This is a genomic window from Mycobacterium sp. E1747 (genome assembly GCF_001667775.1).
Lineage (GTDB): Bacteria > Actinomycetota > Actinomycetes > Mycobacteriales > Mycobacteriaceae > Mycobacterium.
In genome coordinates this window covers 58,456-76,637 of the sequence record NZ_LZJI01000073.1, presented here as the reverse complement: position 1 = coordinate 76,637, position 18,182 = coordinate 58,456, and the positions used below count along the sequence as shown (strand labels likewise).

Below are 18,182 nucleotides of genomic sequence, written 5' to 3'. Positions count from 1 at the left end.
GCTCCTCTCGCCCGCAAGCGGGAGATACCCCCACTGCATCGTCGCCGGCGCGGTCACGCCGGTACCGGGCAGCTGAACAGTGTTTCCAGGGAGCCGTCCGGGACGCCGGCAATCAGTCGCAGCGCGAGCGCTTCGGCGCCGAGCGGCAAGCGGATCAGCGGTTGCGTGTGCCGGTCGAGGACGCTGACGTCGGACTCGTCGCAGAAGCCCAGGGCGCCGAGCAACTGATGGGAGATGCGCAGCACCTGGCGCCCGGTGTCGGACGCCTTGAGCCGCAGAACGAGTGCGTCCGCCGAACGGACCTGTGTCGGTAGCGACTCCGGCCGGCAGATGGTGTATTTGGCCAACTCGTGCAGCCCGCGCACGGCGACCGCGGCCTCCGCGACGGCGAACCTGACGGCCTGGAAATCCGCCAGCGGCTTACCGAATTGAACGCGGGTGCGCACATGGTCGGTGACAATCTGCAGCGCCTGCTCCATCGATCCCAGAATCCGCCAAGATCCCAGCACGAGATGCAGATTAACGTCGTCGGCGGGGACGGTTCCATCGGGTGCGCCGAGGGAAGCGGGCACCAGGAACGGCCCGAGTTTGGCGCTGGTCCGCGACGCCGGCTCTGGGTGGTAGCGGTTGCCGTCCAAGTCGGCGGCGATCCAGTCACCCGGAAGGTCGCCGTGGTCGACGCGCGGCGCCTCGGGGTTGACCAGGGCAAGGCGGGCGCCGTCGATCGCGAGCAATTCCTCGACCAGGGGATAGGGCAACACCATCGCGCCGGCGGCCCGGCACAACACCGCGGCGGCCAGCAGGTCGTCGGGCGCCGACCGGACATCGAGCTCGAATGCGCCGACATCGCGGAGGGCCTCGCCGGCGGCGCCCCGGATGGCGTCGTCGGTCTCGGCGCACAACGCCGCCTGCGGACCGCCCAGCCGGGCGAACCGCTTGGCCGCCACCGCGGCGAAGTCGCAGATGTCTTGCGGCAGGTCAGTTTTCACCGGTGCTCTCCCAACACGTCCCGGGCTACCAACATCTTCTGCACTTCGATGGTGCCCGAAGCCACGGTGGCGGCCTGGGCGTACCGCCAATGGTCTTCGATCGCCCCGTGCAGCGCCGCGCCGCTGCCACTATCGAGCGCGATCGGGCCCAGCACGTCAAAGAGCAGCTCGGCGACCTGCTGGTCGCACGTCGTGGTGGCGATACGGGCGGCACTGGCCGCCGCGCCCGCCGCCGGATCGTCCTGCAATGACACTGCCCGGTAGGCCAGCAACCGGGCTACCCGAAGATCGACGAGCGCCCGAACCCACCGGGAGCGCAGCGATTCGGGCAGCGCGAACCAGTCGTCCCCGAGCTGGGTGCGCATCCGGTCGAGCAATGATTCGCAGCGCGCGTAGCGGGCGATGCCGACGCGCTCGAAGGCCAGCGCCTCGCGCATGACCCGCCAGCCGTCCCCGACCTCGCCGAGGATGTCGCCGGGAGAGGCCCGCACGTCGTCGAGGAACATCTCGTTCAGGTGATGTGGGCCCAGCATGGACCCGATCGGCCGGACGGTAAAGCCAGGACGGTCCATCGGCATCAGAAAAAGGGTGAGCCGCTTGGGCTTTGGTGCCTCGGGGTTGGTGCACGCCGCCAGCACGCACCAGGATGCCATCAGTGCATAGGAGGTCCACACCTTCTGGCCGGTGATGCGCCAACCGTCCCCGTCCGGTACGGCGCGGGTGCGTAACGAGGCGAGGTCGGTACCGGCCTCCGGCTCGGAGAAGCCCTGGCACCAGATCACGTCGCCCGCGGCGATGGCGGCCAGGTGCTTGGCCTTCTGTTCGGCCGTCCCGTAGCGCATCAGCGCGGGGCCGACCCAGTTGATTCCCATGTATTGGGGACCGCGCGGCTCGTGCTGGGCCCACATCTCCTCGCGCAGCACCGTCTGCTGCCAGACCGAACCTCCGCCGCCGCCATGTTCTTTCGGCCAGCCCAGGGCCAGCAGGCCCTCGGCCGCCAGCAGTTTGCAGAACGTCTCGGTGGTGGCCAGGTCCCGCGGGTTGTCGGTGCAGGCGCCGAGGAAATCGGCGGGAATGTGGTTGGCCACCAGTTCGCGCAGGTGGTTCCGCAGTTGTGCGGCGTCGTCGCCGAGGTCGTAATCCATCGTTGTCATCCCTTCGGCAGCCCGAGCACCCGCTCGGCGATGATGTTGCGCTGGACCTCCGATGTCCCGCCGTAGATGGTCGCGGCGAGCGCGTCCTGCCGTTCGAAGAGCAGATCCGGGTCGCTCAGCGATTGCATTCCTTCCGCGGCGGCGGCGAGTTCCCAGACACGCTGCAAGGTAAGGGATCCGAGCAGCTTCATGGTGTCGGCCTCGGGGCTCGGCCGTCCGGCGAGTTCGTTGCCCAGGGCGCGGTACCCGGTGGCCCGCAACGCCTCGGCGTCGGCGAGCAGGGAGCCGAGTTCCGCGCAGATGTCGGCGGTCGGCTGCGCCCTGCGCACCGACTCGAGCCCGCGCTTGATCTCGACCCAGTTCATGATCCAGATCATCTGGCGTTCGTGGTGCAGCGACGCGAGGGCGACGTTCCACCCGCCGTGCAGCGGTCCCAGCAGGTTGTCCGCCGGCACCTCGACGTCCTCGAGGAAGACCTCGCAGAACGTCTCGTCGGAGATCGACGCCATCCGGATGGGTTCGATTTGCACCCCCGGCGAGCGCAGATCGAGGATCAGGCAGGAAATCCCGCGGTGTTTCGGCGCCTGCGGGTCGGTGCGGGCATAGAGGGTGCACCAACGCGATTCGTGTGCTTGGGTGGTCCAGATCTTGTGCCCGTTGACCCGGAAGCTGTCTGCGTCGCGTTCGGCGCGAGTGCGCAGGCCGGCGAAATCCGACCCGGCCTCCGGCTCGGACATTCCCAGCGCCCACCACTCGTCTCCGCGCAGCAGCGGGACAAGCAGCCGCTCGATCTGGGCCGGGGTGCCGAACTGACGGATGCCGGGGGCGGCGACGTTGGGACCCGCGATGTTCGGCAGCTTGGGCGCCGAGCGCATCGCCGCCTCGAGTCGGACCTCCATCGCGTCGCGCAAGCCAAGCGATCGGCCGCCGTGTTCCGATGGCCAGGTTGGCTGAATCCATCCGGCCTCGAAGGCGGCTCGTTGGTAATCGCGCCGCAGGGTCACATCCCAGCGGTATTGGCGGTAGTTGTCGTAATAGTCGCTCGGCAGAAAGTCCGTCAACCAGGTGCCGAACTCGTCGACCACCGCGGTCATGCCGCGCCTCCCGCGAACCGCCGGCCGACCTCGTGGTAGAGGGCGCGGCTGTCGCCCAGCATCGCGGCGGCCTGCCAGGCGTGCCGGACGTAGAGGTGGGCGTCGTGCTCCCAGGTCTGCCCGAGCGCCCCGTGGACCTGGACCGCGGTTCTCGCGCAGTGGGCGGCCGCATCGCCGGCCGCCGCTTTGGCGAGTGCCGCTGTGATCCACGCCTGCGCGGGCGCCGTGGCCGGGTCGGCCAGCCGGGCCGCCGCGGCGTACGTGAGACTGCGGGCGCGCTCCAACCCGACATAGTTGTCGGCCAGCGCGTGCTTGATCCCCTGGAACGCACCGATCGGCGTGCCGAACTGGCGGCGGGTCTTGGCGTGCTCGACGGCCCGATTCAAGGCGGCGCTGGCCGTGCCGACCAAATCGGCGGCTGCGGCCACCAACGGCGCCGTCAACGCTTGCTCGGTATCGACCGGTGCGCTGACCAACGGCTCGGTGTCGACCTCGACGTCTGCCAGCGGCTGCGCCGGGTCGGTCGATTCGCGGGGGATGACGGTCACTCCGTCGGCGCAGCGCGCGACCGCCACCACGGTGCCATCGGGGGCGGTGTCGGCCCACGCCAGCGTGACGAGCAGCTCGGCGCGCGACAGGTTGGGGACCGCGACCGCCCGGCCGCGCAGGCGCCCGGCGCGCAGTGTCATCGGCGCCCCGGGCAGCCGAGATCCCTTGGCGTGCACGGCCAGGGTGGCGACCACACCGCCGGCTATGTCATCGAGAATCGCGTCCAGGCCCGCCTCCCGCAACGCGCCGGCGGCCAGCCCGACACTGCTCAACAGCGGGATCGGCGCGATGGCGGCACCGCATTCTTCGAGCACCACCGCGAGCTCGACCGGTCCATAGTCGCCGGTCCCTGGAGCGGCCAGTTCCGTCCAACCGAGGTCGACAACGGTCTTCCACAGCGTGCGCCACCGCTGCGGGTCAGTCATGGCATGCCGGGCGGAGTCGGGCGGGCACTCGGTGCGCAGGATGTCGCGCACGGTGTCGCGCAGCGACAGCTGCTCCGCGTTCATTCCAACATCCATAAGACCCCTAACATAATAAAGATAGTAATCTAGCGGCCCCCTCCGCAATCGCACGGGAATGACGCATAGGTTGGGCGCATGGTCGAGTGGTTTTTGTTCCTGCCGCAGCTGCGGCTGTCGGTGGCCGACATCGTCGAGCGTGCCCGCCACGCCGAGGACAGCGGCTTCGACGGCATCGCGTTCATCGACCATCTCGAGGCGCCCGGACTGCCCGACGGGAGCATCTGGGAGGCAATGGGCATCGCCGGCTGGGTGGCCGCCAAGACGGAGCGGCTGCGGATCGGCCACCTGGTGCTGTGCGACGCGTTTCGCCACCCGGCCGTGCTGGCCAAACAAGCCGTCACCCTGTCGGACGCATCCGAAGGCCGGTTCGATCTGGGGCTGGGTGCGGGGTCCTGGCCCACGGAGTTCACCAGATTCGCTGTCGGTCAGCAGGATCCGAAGGCCCGGATCGCACAACTCGGGCGCAATCTCGAGCTGATCCGGGAGTACTGGGGCGACGGGACCGGGGAGAATGTCCAGTCCCCACGCAGGTCACATCCGATACCCCTGGTCCTGGGCGGAACGGGCCCCCGGATGATGGAACTCGTTCGCAGGCATGCGGATTGGTGGAATGCCCCGGCGACGCAGCTCGACCGACTGCCCAAGCTTGCCCCCGAAGCGGGGCCGGCCCGGGTGTCGGTCCAGCAGATGGTGGGATTTGTCCGGGCCGGCAGCGATCCCAAAGCGGTGCGTGAGGTGAGCGCTCGCCGATTCGGCCACCTGGGCTCGGGCCTGGTCTGCGGCGACGCCGACGAGCTGATCGGCCACTTCGGCGACCTGGCCGCCCACAGGGTCGAGCGGTTCTACGTGTGGTTCGCCGACTTCGCGAAGCCTGAGTCGCTGCACGAATTCGGCGAATCGGTGATCAAGGCGTTCCCTGGCGGCGCCGCCGCGCCTCGGTAGGAACGACCGGTGCCCGGGCGAACGGCCGACACGAATCCGACCGGATCCGAGGCATCGGCCACCACGTGACGCGCACCGATCTCTTCAGCGGCGGCGCGCAACGGGGCCTCGCGCCGCGCGGCCAGCACGACGTCGTAACCGAGTTCGACCAACTTGCGACCGCACGCTTTGCCGATCCCGCCGCTGCCGCCGGTGACCAATGCGGTTCTCAAGGGGCGCCTCTTACGGTTGCCGGAAATCCCGCGTCCGCGACAAAGCCTGCGGCGACAGTGCGTGGATACGTTGGTCGTGCCGATCGGAGAGCACGTACGTCTGCGTGTCGGCGAGATGGCGACCCGCAATGCGACGCGCCCGGTCGACGTCGCCCTCCGCGATGGTCTCGGTCAGCTTGACATGCGTGCCGAGGACGGCGCGGCGTTGAGCCAGGGAAGGGTAGGTGCCGCGCGCCGCGCTCTCGTCCGCCCACTGTTGTTCGTGGCTGGTCCACAGCGTCTCCAAGCTGCCGACCACCGCGATGATGGTGTGGTTTCCGCACCCTCGCACCACGAGATCGTGGAATTTCCGGCCGATTTCGGTGAACAGCGCGCCGTCCTCGATGTTTTCGGCCATGGCGTCGTTCACCCGGTTGAGTTCTGGGACCAAGGTGTCCGCGCGGTCTGGCCGCCGGGCGGCCAGCGCGGCGCACGCTGGCTCGAGTTCCTGCAACGCCATTCCGAGGTCGGCGACCGCGACCGACTCGCTCTGCAGCAGGAGCCCGAGCATGTACGCGGCGCTGGTCTTCGCCGGCGCGTGCACGACGGCGCCACCGCGATTACCCCGGCGCACCGACACCAGGCCCTCGGTTTCGAGAATGCGCAGCGCTTCGCGCAGCGAAACCAGACTCACGTTGAACTGCTCGACGAGTACCTCTTGCCGCGGCAACAGATCGCCGTCCGCCAAGTCGCCGTTGATGATCTGGCGACGCAACTCGTCGGCTACGATCTCAGCGATCCGCGGCGCCGACAATCGGCGACGGGCGTCGCGCCCAATTCCCAAGTCGGTCATCCGATCCTCGATACTAATCAACTCGCTGGCTTAGCTATTTTAGCAGTAATGGTATAAATAGCTTCTTCGATCGCGTGTCGATCGGGAGGGCGGGTGTAAGTGAGCGAGCGGTCCGACAGCCGGCCCACACCGCTGCACGACCTGCGTGTCGTCGAGATCAGTGACCGGATCGCCGGCAGCTACTGCGGGAAGCTGCTGGCCGATGCCGGCGCGCAGGTACGCAAAATCGAACCGCCGCAGGGGGATTGGCTCCGCAACTACTCTGCGACCCGGTCGCCGGTGCCGGACGGGGAGAGTTCACCGTTTTTCGCTTTTCTCAACGCCGGCAAGCGCAGCATGACGTGCCCGCCCGGCTCTGCGCGGTTTTCCGCGGTGCTGGCCGCCGCGGACGTGGTGGTGATCACGGCCGGGCGCGAGCGGGCCGCGGCGCTGGGTGTCGACCCGCAGCGGCTGATGGCCGCGGCTCCGAGCGCGATCGTCGTAACGATCTCCGACTTCGGCTGGACCGGGCCCTACGCTGGCCGGGCCGCCAGCGAATTCACCCTGCAGGCGGGGGCGGGCTCGCCCGGTTTCCGCGGTGATCCCGCAGGGCCGCCGATCTCCATCGGCGGCGACCTGGGGGAGTACATGGGCGGCGTGTATGGCGCGTTCGGCGCGCTGGCCGTGCGCCGCCGCGTCGAACGCGGCGGCCCCGGCGAGCACCTCGACCTGTCCATGCTCGAGGCATTGACCGCGATGCAGAGCAGCGAATGGCTGCACTCCCGGCTGCTGCGCGTGCCGCCGATCGGCCGCACGCTCGAAGTCCCGTCCATCGAATCCGCCAGGGACGGCTACGTCGGGATCACCATGGTCACCGGCCAACAATGGCTCGACTTCCTCGCGATGGTCGAATGCCCGCAGCTCGAGGAGATCGAACAGCTCCGCTTCCAGATCGGCCGGTGGGCCCACCGCGACCTGATTCGCGAGCAGATCGGCCCCTGGCTGGCCGAACGGACCGTGGCGGAGATCGTCGAGCTCGGCCAACTGTTCCGGTTGCCAATCGCCGCGCTGGGCAACGGCTCCACCATCCGGGAGATGGAGTACGTGACGCAGCGCGGGGCATTTGTCCCCAACCCGGCCGGCTTTCACCAACCCCGAGCGCCGTGGCTGATGTCGGCGTGCGCGCCCGCCCCGCCGGGCGTCACTCCCGCTCTCGGTGAGGCCGATAATGAGAGCCCTTGGGCCCCAAGGGGACTCGGGAAAGCCGCGGCTCCGCGCACGTTACCCCTGGCCGGCGTGCGGATCATCGACCTGACCGCGTTCTGGGCCGGCCCGGCGGCGACCCACCTATTGGCCGCTTTCGGCGCCGACGTCGTCAAGGTGGAATCGATACAACGGCCCGACGGCATTCGCTACTCGGGCGGCATGCGCACCGACGTCGACGATTGGTGGGAGTACGGCTGGGTGTTCCACGCCATGAACACCAACAAGCGTTCGGTGACACTGGATTTGGGGTCCGAGGACGGACGGCGCCTGTTCACCGAGCTGGCCGCCGGCGCCGACGTGGTGATCGAAAACTTTTCACCCCGGGTGATGGAACAATTCGGCCTGACCGCCGAGGTGCTGCTGGACGTCAACCCGAGGCTCGTGGTCGCCCGCATGCCCGCCTTCGGTCTGGATGGGCCGTGGCGCGACCGGGTCGGATTCGCGCCCACCATGGAGCAGATCGCCGGCCTGGCATGGGTGACCGGATTGCCCGACACCCCGCCGGTCACGCCGCGCGGGGCGTGCGACCCGCTGGCCGGCGTGCACGCCGCGTTCGCCGTGCTGGCCGCGCTGAGCTTCGCCGAACGCACCGGCTCGGGCCAGCTGGTCGAGCTCCCGATGCTCGAAACGGTGCTCAACGCCACCGCGATACAGGCCATCGAATTCGAGGTCTTCGGGACGACGCTGACCAGGCGTGGCAACCGCGGTTTCGGCGACGCGATCCAGAACATCTACCGCTGCGCCGGGGAAGACGATTGGATCGCGGTCACCGTGCGCGACGACCGGCAGTGGTGTGCGCTGGTCGAGGCGATGGATCGACCGGCGTGGTGTGACGAGGGGCTGTCCACCGCCGCGGGGCGGCTCCAGCGGGCCGACGACATCGATCGCCGACTGGCGGCGTGGTTCGGCCGGCAACCGCTTGACGCGACGGTGGAGCGCTTGGCGGCCGCTGGCGTGCCCGCCGCTGCGGTCGTGTCGCCGTCGCTGGTCACCGACAATCCCCAACTGCGCCACCGGGGCTTCCTGGAGACCCTGCACCACCCCAGCACCGGTGCGGGCCGCTATCCCTGCCCACCGTTCGCGCGGCTCGCCGGACAGGACAACTGGCTGCTGCGGCCACCGCCGCGACTGGGTGAGCACAATGAGGACATACTGCGCGATCGCTGCGGGCTGACCGACGAAGAACTGACGCGCCTCGCGAGCAGCGGGGTGATCGGGACCCGACCCAAGGGCCTCTAGAGAAGTGGAGGGCATCTGATGCGCGTGACGGTTGACGAAAACCTTTGTGAGGCCAACGGTTTCTGCGAATCGCTGGCGCCGGAAGTATTCGAGCTGGGCGACGAGGACGTGGTGCAGATCGCGGACGGGCCGGTGCCGCCCCGGTTGGAGATCGACGTGCGCGCCGCGGTGGATCAGTGCCCCAAGGCCGCACTGCGACTGATCGACTGACGTCGCCCTGCACACGTCGGTGGCGCACCATAGAGTGCGTCTATGTCGTCGCGAGATATGGCCAAGTACGCCGCGATGCGGCCCTACTTCGAGGTCGTCGCCGGGGGTTTGAGCGGCTTGGTCGACGGGACCGACTTCTTCGACATGCACGCCGAGGATGTGGTGGTCGAGTACGTCATTACCGTCCCGGACTACCCGCGCACGGTTGTCGGGCGAGAGGCGCTGGCCGAGCTCTACTCCGACTACGGCGAATCCATCGTCCAGAGTCACAGCAGCGGCGTGTATCGCTATTACGACCCCGAGAAGTCCGTGGTGATTTTGGAGTACACCATGCATGGCACGGTGGTGAAGACCGGTGCCCCGTACGTCAACAGGTTCGTTTCGGTGATCACCGTGAAGGACCGCAAGATCGTGCACTGGCGTGACTACCTGGACCCGTTGGCCGTCCTCGCGGCCTTCGGGGATTCGCCGCCACCCTATTGAGCTGCTAGCGCCGTTCCGTCAGCGAGATCGACATTTCGTCGTAGATCGACATATTCGTCATCAGGTTCGGGTAAGCCACGGTGGCCGGCCCGATCGCGATGTCGTCACAGCGCAGCAGCAGCTCGTCGAACACCGCGCGGAGTTCCGCGCGCGCGAGCATCGCGCCGAGGCAGTGGTGCGGTCCGCCGCCGCCGAACGCGACGTGCGGGTTGGGTTGACGGCCGATGTCGAAGGTGAACGGCAAGGAGAACGCCTCCTCGTCGCGGTTGGCCGAGCGCAGCATCGACACCACCCGTTCGCCCTTGGCGATGTGTTGGCCGTCCATCTCAAGGTCGACCTTGGCGGTACGCGTCCAGTAGGCCACCGGCGACGCCCAGCGCAGCACCTCCTCGACCGCGGTCGGCCGCAGGCCTTCGTCCGCCCGGTAGCGCTCGACCTGCTCGGGGTTGGCCAGGAAGGCCTGCAGGCCGATCGCGAGGGCGTTCTTGGTGGTGTCGCTGCCGGCGAAAGCCAAGACGAAGAAGAAGAATTCGAGTTCGTTGGGGGGCAACCTGAATTCCGCACCGTCGTCGCCGGTGATCACCGCCGACGCCAGCGTGCTCCAGATGTCGTCGGTGGGATTGCGCCGCTTTTCGGCGGTCAGCTCCATGGCGTAGTCGAAGACCGATGCAAAGAGCTCGAGTTCTACCTGCCCGGACGGGCGGGCTTCGGGCGCGAGCGCCTTCAGAATTCGGTCGAAGAGGTCGAAGACTCGCGGGCGGTCCTGCTCCGGGATGCCGATGATGTCGCCGATCACGGTCATCGGCAGTGCGTCGGCGACGTGCTCGATCCAGTCTCCACCGCCCGCGGCGAGCAGGCCGTCGATCATCTGCGCCGCACGCGCGCGGATGCCGGTCTCCAGCTTGGCGATCGCTCGGGGATTGAACGCGCCCGCGATGAGTTTGCGACGCTTGTTCAGGTCCGGTGGGTCCAGCGTGATGATCGTTGGCGACGACGAGAACATGGCGACCGGCTGGATGAGCGGCCCGTCGGCCGCGGTGAACGAGTCGGTGTCGCGGTGCAGGCGGACGGCGTGCCGGTGTTTGGTCGCCACCCAGAAATCGCGGTGCACCGTCTCGGCGACGCCGGGGGTCAGTTCGTGCCGGAACAGTGGCCGGTTGCGTCGCAACTCGGCGAACAGATCGTCGGGGAATCCGTTGCGCCACAAGGCGAAATCGGAAAGGTCTACCGCCGCAGCCGTCATCTTCGAACCCCGCTCTGCCGGACGCGTCTGGTGTCGCGTTGACGTTCAATGCTTAAGATAGTAAAAATAGACCTGGTCGTCGAACCAGCGGTGAGTGGAGCGCGGCCCAGTTGCGCTCGGCTCGCCTGGGCAGGGCGGGATATGGAGAGCTCGTGACGCATACGATTTCGGACCGGGCGTCGGATTCGGCCGGAGATCCCTCGGAACGCGAGTTCGGGCAAGCCGGCATCGCGCTGTCGACCTACCGGTTCCCGACGGGCTGGTTCATCGTCGCCTTCGGCTCCGACGTGGCCGCCGGTCAGGTCAAGCGGGCCCATTACTTCGGCGAGGAACTCGTCATCTTCCGCACCGAGTCCGGTCGGGTGCACGTGATGGACGCCTATTGCCAGCACCTCGGCGCGAATTTGGGCGTCGGCGGCACCGTGGAAGGCGACAACATCGTCTGCCCCTGGCACGGCTGGCGCTGGCGCGGTGACGGCACCAATGCGCTGATTCCCTACAGCAAGATCGGTTGCAAGAACAACGTCCGCATCCGCACCTACCCGACTGTCGAGTGGTACGGCTTCATCCTCGCCTGGCACGAGCGCCACGGGCGGGCGCCGTACTGGCAGCCGCCCGTGCTGCCCGAATTGGAAACCAACGAGTATTACCCGCTGCATCCGCACACCCAGATGGTCAACCGGGTGAAGGTGCACCCGCAGATGATCATCGAGAACGCCGCCGATCCGTACCACGTGCAATACGTGCACAAGGCCGCCAATCCCGCCACCACCGCGTCGTTCGAGGTCTCGGGCTACCACCTGCACGCGACCGTGAACGCCCATTTCGGGGGCGGTCGCGCGTCGACCTGGCTCACCCCCCACGGGCCGGTCGACGCCAAGATCATCTACGACAACTACTCACTGGGGCTGGGGGTTGTCCGCTTCCCGAGTGAGCTGGTGGCCACCGTCCAGGTCACCGGGCAGACGCCGGTCGACGAGGACTACACCGATTACTTCTACACCCAGGCGTCGGTCCGCGAGCCGGGCGACACGGGCGACGCGCCGACCGGTCGCGCGGCCAAATTCCTGGCGCTGCAGCAAGAAGTCATCAAGCAAGACTTCTTCACGTGGGAGAACATGAAGTACCTGGAGAAGCCGAACCTGGCTCCCGAAGAAGCGCACGACTATGCGGCCCTTCGCCGCTGGGCGCACCGTTTCTACCCGGGCGCACAGCCGTCGCAGTCCGATTTCGGCTACACCGCAGCCGGTGAGCCCGATCCGGCGGCGGCGAGAGCCTAATCGGAAGCCCCTGGAGGCCTGATGTGCCCCGACCGGAGCGGCCCTCTCGGGCCTTCCGATTTCGGCGTCGACAGTTTCACCGTGCCGTCGGTGCTCGATCGTCGTGCCGAGCAGTATCCCGACCGGGTGATGATGTCGATCGCCGGTGTCGAGCTGACCTTCGAGCAGATGCGGCAGCGGTCCTGCGCCGCGGCGAACCTGCTCGCGGACTCAGGCGTTGGCCCCGGTGACTCCGTAGCCCTGTTCACCGGAACATGCCCGGAATGGGTGTACTTCTGGCTGGGCGCGGCGCGCCTGGGTGCGGTGAGCGCGGCCATCAACGCCGCGAACAAGGGCGAGTTCCTGGCGCACACCCTGCGGCTGTCGCAGGCCAAGGTGATCCTCACCGACGCGAAGCGGCGGCCCCGGGTCGACCAGGTCGCCGGCGCGCTGGACGTCGCGCCCAGCGTTGTGCTGCAAGACGATTCACTCGAGGCGGCATTGAACCGCTGTGCCGGACGGCCGGCCCCCGATGCGTGCACCGCACCGGGGGAGGTGGGCGCGCTGTTCTTCACGTCCGGTACCACCGGACCGTCGAAAGCGGTTGCCACGACGTGGCGTTACCTGTTTACGGTGGCCGCCACGGTCGCGTCGGCCTGGGAACTGCGTGCCGGGGAGGTGCTGTGGACGGCGATGCCGCTGTTTCACCTGAGCGCGGCTCCCAGCGTGCTGACCCCGATGCTGCTCGGCGCGACGACCGTGCTGGCGCAGGCATTTCACCCCGGCCAGGTGTGGGACGACGTCCGCGCGAGCAATGCCGTCGGCTTCGCCGGCACCGGCGCCATGGTGTCGATGTTGCATAACCTGCCGGCCGATCCCCGGGACGCGCAGCTGCCACTGCGGTTCATCTCCGCGGCTCCGATCGACGCCAAGGCGTATCGCGACATCGAAATGCGTTACGCCTGCCGGATCGTCACGATGTACGGGATGACCGAGGCGTTCCCGATCGCCGTCAAGGCCCTGGCCGACGATGGGGTGCCCGGGACATCGGGCCGGCCGAATCCGAACTTCGACGTGCGCATCGTCGGCGAAGCCGGCGATCCGCTGCCCGCCGGCGCGGTAGGAGAAATCGCCTGCCGGCCCCGGTACCCGGGCGTGATGAGCGAAGGCTATCTCGGCGAGGGCTCACGGATGCAGGCTCACCAGGAATGGTTTCGCACCGGCGACCTCGGCCGGTTCGACGCCGAAGGCAACCTCAGCTACGTCGACCGTCGCAAGGATTCGCTGCGCAGGCGGGGAGAAAACGTTTCCTCAGTGGAGGTGGAGGCCGTCGTCACGAGCCATCCCGCGGTGGCCGAAGCCGCCGCGGTCGGCGTGCCCAGCGCGCTGGGCGAAGACGACATCCTGTTGGTGGTGACGTTGCAGCCCGGGGCCACAGTGGATTACACCGAGCTGCTCGATTTCTGCGCGGCCCGGATGCCGTACTTCTGCGTGCCACGATTCGTGGAGGTCGTCAGCGAACTTCCGAAGAACGTCATCGGGCGGATACGTAAGGACCTGTTGCGGAAGCGGGGGGTGTCTGAGGAGGCGTGGGATCGTGAAGCTCAAGGCTATATCGTTAGCCGGTAGGTTACGTCAATGTTACGTACTAGTCGGAAAGTTACTTTAGTGTTACGTGCGTCCGCTCGTTGGCAGTCCTTTCCCGGGAAAGTCTGGAGACCGCAATGACCATGTCCTATCAGGAACAGCAAATGCTGCAGGCCGCCACGGGCCGCGCTGCCATCCTCAACCTGAACGCCCGGCACAACCGGGCCTACTCCGACGGCGATCGTGACCGCTGGATCGCCACGTTCCGTCACTCCGGTGCGACCTATCACCGCGACGGTGACACGTTCGATGACCTGCGCGCGGCGTTCGACGGCGGCGACGGACAACGGCTGGTCACCCTCGATCATGAGATCCGTGTCGACGGGGTCAACGCGACACAGCATTGCGTCGCCGTGCTTTTCGCCGCCATGTACGGTGACACCACGCTGCGGGCCACGGGGATCTTCCGGGACACGCTCATCTATGAGCGTGGCGGCTGGTACTTCACTTCCCGTGCGCTGCAATGGGATTCGGCGCCCAGCAGGCACCCGCTCGTTATGTGAGTGGCGTGGATCCCGACCTCAGTTACCAGCTGGCCTTCGGCGCCTACGAAGACGCGCTGCGGATGGTCGGCGCCGCCAGCGAGCCGCGCACCGCGGCCACGGCGGTCAGCGGCGCGCGCATCCAGTTGTTCGCCGCGATGGTCCACGACCGCAATCGTTCCTACTGGGACGCCGATTTCGCGAATCGGACGTGGGGCGGCCTGCTTGCGCCCCCGGCCCTGTTGATGGGGTGGCTGATCCCCCCGCCGTGGCAGCCGCAGGGCAGGTCGCCGACGGCGTCCATGGTGTTGCGGGTGCCGCTGCCGGGCACCACGTTCATCAACGCGGCCAACGACGTCGAGTTCCTGGAGCCCATCGTCGAAGGTGACGTGCTCACCGTCGTCGAGGAACTGGTGTCGGTGTCACCGGAGAAGCGGACGCGGCTGGGTGTCGGCCATTTCGTCGAGACGCTGGAGACCTATCGCCGTCAGGACCAGACGGTGGTCGCCCGGTGCCGCAACACGTTGTTCCGCTTCACTCCGGGGGTATCCGCGTGACAGGCGACGGCCTGGACTTCGACGAGATCAGCGTTCCGGTCGACCTGCCCGAGGTTGTCGACCACATCAGCTACCAGCGAGTGGTCGAGAACGCCGGAGCGACGTGGGACTATTTCCCGGGTCATTTCGACCCGGAATATGCGCGGCGGCAAGGCAATCCGACCATCTACGTCAACACGATGCACCTCGCCGGCTTCGCCGACCGCGTCGCGACCGATTGGGCGGGCCCGAGCAGTCGCGTGGTGCGGCGCTCCTTGCGGTTGATGGGTTCGGTGTACGCCGGCGACACGATGATCGGCCGGGGGCGCGCGGTGGCCAAGCGTCGCGACGACTCGGTGGACCCGCCCCGTTGCCTCGTCGACATCGAGATTCAGGTGACCAATCAGCACGGCGCGCTGTGTTGCCCGGTCGAGCTCACCCTGCAGATGCCCGTCAGTGGCCGATGACGAGGTAGCCGCGCTGCATCTCGCGGTCTGCCGACGCTAACGGCGTCGCGGCGGCCAGCTCCAGCGACCATGGGACGGGTACGGATTTTGATATCGCCGGTGATATCGCAACCGGAAATCGTCATATGCCCCGATGATGGGCAGGGGCCACTGACGGCGGTTATAGCGGCGGTAGCTGTCCTTTGCACACCAACGTCTGCAGCTCGACGTATTCGTCAAGGCCCTCCGGGCCGAATTCACGTCCGATACCCGACTGCTTGAAGCCGCCGAACGGGGCGCCGATGTCGAGCGTGTACATGTTGATGCCGTAGGTGCCGGTCCGCACACCGGCCGCGATCTCCATGCCGTGTGCGATGTCGGAGGTCCACACCGAACCGGCCAAACCGTAGTCGGTCTCGTTGGCGATGCGGATGGCGTCGTCCTCATCGCGGTAGCGCAGCACCGTTAACACCGGGCCGAAGATCTCCTCCCTGGCGATGCGCATGTCGTTGGTGGCGTCGGCGAACAGCGTCGGCCGCACGTACCAGCCGTGGTCCGACGGGCTGTCCTGGCCGCCGAGGACGACCCGGGCCCCCTCGGCCTGGCCGGACTTGATGTAGTCCTGGACGCGTCGTTGTTGCCGTTGCGCGACAAGGGGTCCGATGTCGGTGGCGTCGTCGGCCGGATCACCGACGTTGAGGGCCGACATCATGTCGGCCAGCGCGTCGACGACCTCGTCGTGTCGTCGGTCGCTGACCAGAATGCGGGTCTGGGCGACGCAGGCTTGGCCATTGTTCATCAGTCCGGCGGTTTTCAATCCGGCGACGGTCTTGCCGACGTCGGCGTCGTCGAGAATGATCGCCGCGGACTTGCCGCCCAATTCCAGGCTCACGCGCTTGAGCTGTTCGCCGCACAGTGCGGCGATGCGGCGGCCGACGGCGCTCGAGCCGGTGAACGCGATCTTGTCGATACCCCGATGGCGTACCAGCGCCTCGCCGATCTCAGGGCCGCCGGGGAGCACCGAGACGACCCCGTCGGGGAGGTCCAGCTGCTCGATCATCTCCGCCAACCACAAAGCGTCCAAAGGGGTTTCGGGCGCGGGTTTGATGATGACCGTGCACCCCGCGATCAACGCAGGGATCAGCTTGGGCATGATCAAGAACTGCGGCACGTTCCACGGGACGATCGCACCGACCACCCCGACCGGGGCCCTGCGCAGGTGCACTTCGCCGAGCACGCCCTGCCGCCGTTCCTCCCACGGAAACTCGCGCGCGGCCGCCAGCGACAGGTGGATGAGCGTCGCCGCGGCCGCCGCCTGCCCCATTCGGCTGAAGCTGCGCGGGGAGCCCATCTCGTCGGTGATCAGGTCGGCCATCCCCTCGATGTGGCCGGCGTAGATCGTGGCGAGCTGTTCGACTTTGGCCATGCGCTCGGCGTGGGTCATCCGCGGCCACGGGCCGTGGTCGAAGGCGTGTCGTGCGGCGGCGACGGCCGCTTCGACGTCTTCCGGCCCAGCCACCTGCACCTGCCCGACCGGTTCTTCCGAGTGCGGGGAGATGACGGCGAGTTGTTGGGGATTGGCGGGCTTGCGCCACTGTCCCCCGATGAAGAGTTCGCTGTAGGACCGGTGGTCGGCAATTGCTGTCATCGGACACTTCCTCGGGAGGGTTGGGCGCACATGGCAGAGTGACCGTGATTTCGCTATTGACGCTAACATAGCCAAAAAAGCAGCGAGGGCCGATATGACCAGCGATTGGCGCAGTTACCCGTTCCAGTTGGTGCCCGGAGACAGCCAGCTGGATTTTCCCGCCGCCGAAGGTGAGCACCCGGATCAGGAGTCGGACACCTGGTTCATCGCGGGGCAGCTTGAGGCTGCCGAGTCCGACCGGTCGTTCGCCTTTCTGACGATATTCAACAAGAATCGGCCCGGCGGGACCGTGGTCGCGGACTTTTACACGTTGGCGCTGTTCGATCTCGACACCGGTGACTACGGCACCTACACGGACTACGACATGCCGCCGGCCAACATGACGCCTTCAGCGCAGCCCAAGCTGAGCCTGACGCCGGGCTATCTGGACATCCACTACGTGAGCGGCGCCGGCACCGCATCTTGGACCACGTGTCGAGACGCCGACGGGGGGCTGCTGCCCTATACCTATCGCGTCAGCTTGGTCGGCCAGGACCAGGCGGGTCGCCCGATGCGCCTGGACCTGGCCGTAACGCCAACGCGCGCACCGACCCCGGTGGGTGCCTCGACGTACAACGGGAAGATCTGCTGCTTTGGCCAGGTCGAGACCTACTCGTACTTCCAGACCGGCATGGCGATGGCGGGCACGCTGCGTTGGGGCGACGTCGTCGAACAGGTTTCCGGCAGCAGCGGGCACATCGACCGGCAGTGGTTCCCGAAGTACGCCGGCGGCGGCGGGACCGGGGGAGACCCGCGGGCGCGGTCCCATGAATGGCGCACCATCAACTTCGACAATGGCGTCGACCTGAGCATCTGGCGGCAGTTCGACCGCACCAATGGCAATGCGCTGCAGCCGTTTACCGGCGTGACGATGAGTCATCCCGACCCGGCCATTCCGCCGGAATGCGCCGAAGACGTCGAGGTGACGATCCGCAGTTATGTGCGCTGGCCGGAGGCGGTGCAGCCGTTGGTGCGGCCGCATGCGGCCGCCCGATACATGCCGGATCGCCACCGGATCACCTGCCGCACGATGGAACTCGACGTCATCGGGGAGCCCCTGGTACCCGCGCCGGCGCACGGCTTGCCGATCGAATACATGGAGGGTCCGTACCGCTACAGCGGGACCCTGTGGGGCAAACCCGTGACCGGCTTTGCGTTCAACGAGCGCTCGCTGGCCATGTATCGGGACTGGGAGCTGGTGGAGGTGCTGGCCACCACTGTCGCGAACATGGAACCCGCCGACCGGGACCTGCAGATGGCCGCGGGTCTGCTGGTGCAGCTGTTGGCCCGGGGACGCCGGCAGGAAGCGGTGGGGCTGTTGACCACGGTGCGCACGGCCCAAAACGACGCGCTCGCCACGCTATTGGACGACCTGGTGGCGGCTATATCCGGCACCGATTGAGAGGCGT

Annotated in this window: 17 protein-coding genes and 1 pseudogene; 10 read left to right on the top strand and 8 right to left on the bottom strand. The window is 67.6% G+C overall.

Features of this window, described 5'->3' with window-relative positions; all coding sequences use genetic code 11:
* Nucleotides 1-53: 53 nt before the first annotated feature.
* From A5695_RS07945 to A5695_RS07930, 4 genes are read right to left on the bottom strand one after another with little or no spacing between them, the layout of a single operon-like run.
* Complete coding sequence (locus A5695_RS07945; RefSeq protein ID WP_068079726.1) at nucleotides 54-989, bottom strand: acyl-CoA dehydrogenase family protein; 936 nt, start codon at nucleotides 987-989, stop codon at nucleotides 54-56.
* The gene (locus tag A5695_RS07940; RefSeq protein WP_197515392.1) at nucleotides 986-2,143 is read right to left on the bottom strand and encodes an acyl-CoA dehydrogenase family protein; all 1,158 of its coding nucleotides are present in this window, start codon (nucleotides 2,141-2,143) and stop codon (nucleotides 986-988) included. The genes A5695_RS07945 and A5695_RS07940 overlap by 4 nt, the downstream gene beginning before the upstream one ends.
* A complete protein-coding gene (locus A5695_RS07935) occupies nucleotides 2,140-3,237 on the bottom strand; it encodes an acyl-CoA dehydrogenase family protein (RefSeq protein ID WP_068079724.1) in 1,098 nt (365 codons plus the stop codon). Before A5695_RS07935 ends, A5695_RS07940 begins: the two co-directional genes overlap by 4 nt.
* On the bottom strand, nucleotides 3,234-4,307 hold the full coding sequence (locus A5695_RS07930; protein ID WP_068079722.1) for an acyl-CoA dehydrogenase family protein: 1,074 nt from the start codon (nucleotides 4,305-4,307) through the stop codon (nucleotides 3,234-3,236). Before A5695_RS07930 ends, A5695_RS07935 begins: the two co-directional genes overlap by 4 nt.
* 78 nt (nucleotides 4,308-4,385) lie before the next feature.
* On the opposite strand from A5695_RS07930, the gene A5695_RS07925 reads away from it, so the two are divergent.
* Nucleotides 4,386-5,252: an LLM class flavin-dependent oxidoreductase gene (locus A5695_RS07925; RefSeq protein ID WP_068079720.1), complete on the top strand. Its 867-nt coding sequence runs from the start codon at nucleotides 4,386-4,388 to the stop codon at nucleotides 5,250-5,252.
* 20 nt (nucleotides 5,253-5,272) lie between these two features.
* Here A5695_RS07925 and A5695_RS27360 read toward each other — a convergent pair.
* Nucleotides 5,273-5,464 (bottom strand): annotated as a pseudogene (locus A5695_RS27360) (SDR family NAD(P)-dependent oxidoreductase); the annotation flags it as partial.
* 10 nt (nucleotides 5,465-5,474) lie between these two features.
* Nucleotides 5,475-6,296: a FadR/GntR family transcriptional regulator gene (locus A5695_RS07920; protein ID WP_068079718.1), complete on the bottom strand. Its 822-nt coding sequence runs from the start codon at nucleotides 6,294-6,296 to the stop codon at nucleotides 5,475-5,477.
* Nucleotides 6,297-6,395: 99 nt separating this feature from the next.
* On the opposite strand from A5695_RS07920, the gene A5695_RS07915 reads away from it, so the two are divergent.
* From A5695_RS07915 to A5695_RS07905, 3 genes are read left to right on the top strand one after another with little or no spacing between them, the layout of a single operon-like run.
* Nucleotides 6,396-8,780: a CoA transferase gene (locus A5695_RS07915; RefSeq protein ID WP_068079716.1), complete on the top strand. Its 2,385-nt coding sequence runs from the start codon at nucleotides 6,396-6,398 to the stop codon at nucleotides 8,778-8,780.
* Nucleotides 8,781-8,798: 18 nt separating this feature from the next.
* The gene (locus A5695_RS07910; protein ID WP_046185638.1) at nucleotides 8,799-8,990 is read left to right on the top strand and encodes a ferredoxin; all 192 of its coding nucleotides are present in this window, start codon (nucleotides 8,799-8,801) and stop codon (nucleotides 8,988-8,990) included.
* Between the two features lie 42 nt (nucleotides 8,991-9,032).
* Nucleotides 9,033-9,473, top strand: a complete 441-nt coding sequence (locus tag A5695_RS07905; protein WP_068079714.1) for a nuclear transport factor 2 family protein — start codon at nucleotides 9,033-9,035, stop codon at nucleotides 9,471-9,473.
* 4 nt (nucleotides 9,474-9,477) lie between these two features.
* On the opposite strand, the gene A5695_RS07900 is transcribed toward A5695_RS07905, so the two are convergent.
* Nucleotides 9,478-10,716 (bottom strand): cytochrome P450, encoded by a 1,239-nt coding sequence (locus tag A5695_RS07900; RefSeq protein ID WP_068079712.1) that lies wholly within the window; start codon nucleotides 10,714-10,716, stop codon nucleotides 9,478-9,480.
* 152 nt (nucleotides 10,717-10,868) lie between these two features.
* Between A5695_RS07900 and A5695_RS07895 the strand changes: the two genes are divergently transcribed.
* From A5695_RS07895 to A5695_RS07875, 5 genes are all read left to right on the top strand, one after another.
* Nucleotides 10,869-11,996 (top strand): aromatic ring-hydroxylating dioxygenase subunit alpha, encoded by a 1,128-nt coding sequence (locus A5695_RS07895; protein WP_156749513.1) that lies wholly within the window; start codon nucleotides 10,869-10,871, stop codon nucleotides 11,994-11,996.
* 21 nt (nucleotides 11,997-12,017) lie between these two features.
* Nucleotides 12,018-13,604, top strand: a complete 1,587-nt coding sequence (locus A5695_RS07890; RefSeq protein ID WP_068079710.1) for an AMP-binding protein — start codon at nucleotides 12,018-12,020, stop codon at nucleotides 13,602-13,604.
* A 95-nt stretch (nucleotides 13,605-13,699) separates the two neighbouring features.
* Nucleotides 13,700-14,125 (top strand): nuclear transport factor 2 family protein, encoded by a 426-nt coding sequence (locus A5695_RS07885; RefSeq protein ID WP_068079708.1) that lies wholly within the window; start codon nucleotides 13,700-13,702, stop codon nucleotides 14,123-14,125.
* Between the two features lie 62 nt (nucleotides 14,126-14,187).
* A complete protein-coding gene (locus A5695_RS07880) occupies nucleotides 14,188-14,661 on the top strand; it encodes a MaoC family dehydratase N-terminal domain-containing protein (RefSeq protein WP_231974756.1) in 474 nt (157 codons plus the stop codon).
* On the top strand, nucleotides 14,658-15,107 hold the full coding sequence (locus A5695_RS07875) for a MaoC family dehydratase (RefSeq protein ID WP_068079704.1): 450 nt from the start codon (nucleotides 14,658-14,660) through the stop codon (nucleotides 15,105-15,107). Before A5695_RS07880 ends, A5695_RS07875 begins: the two co-directional genes overlap by 4 nt.
* Before the next feature lie 160 nt (nucleotides 15,108-15,267).
* Here A5695_RS07875 and A5695_RS07870 read toward each other — a convergent pair whose 3' ends face one another.
* Nucleotides 15,268-16,734: an aldehyde dehydrogenase gene (locus A5695_RS07870; RefSeq protein WP_068079702.1), complete on the bottom strand. Its 1,467-nt coding sequence runs from the start codon at nucleotides 16,732-16,734 to the stop codon at nucleotides 15,268-15,270.
* Nucleotides 16,735-16,828: 94 nt separating this feature from the next.
* On the opposite strand from A5695_RS07870, the gene A5695_RS07865 reads away from it, so the two are divergent.
* On the top strand, nucleotides 16,829-18,175 hold the full coding sequence (locus A5695_RS07865) for a secreted hydrolase (RefSeq protein WP_068079699.1): 1,347 nt from the start codon (nucleotides 16,829-16,831) through the stop codon (nucleotides 18,173-18,175).
* Nucleotides 18,176-18,182 lie beyond the last annotated feature (7 nt).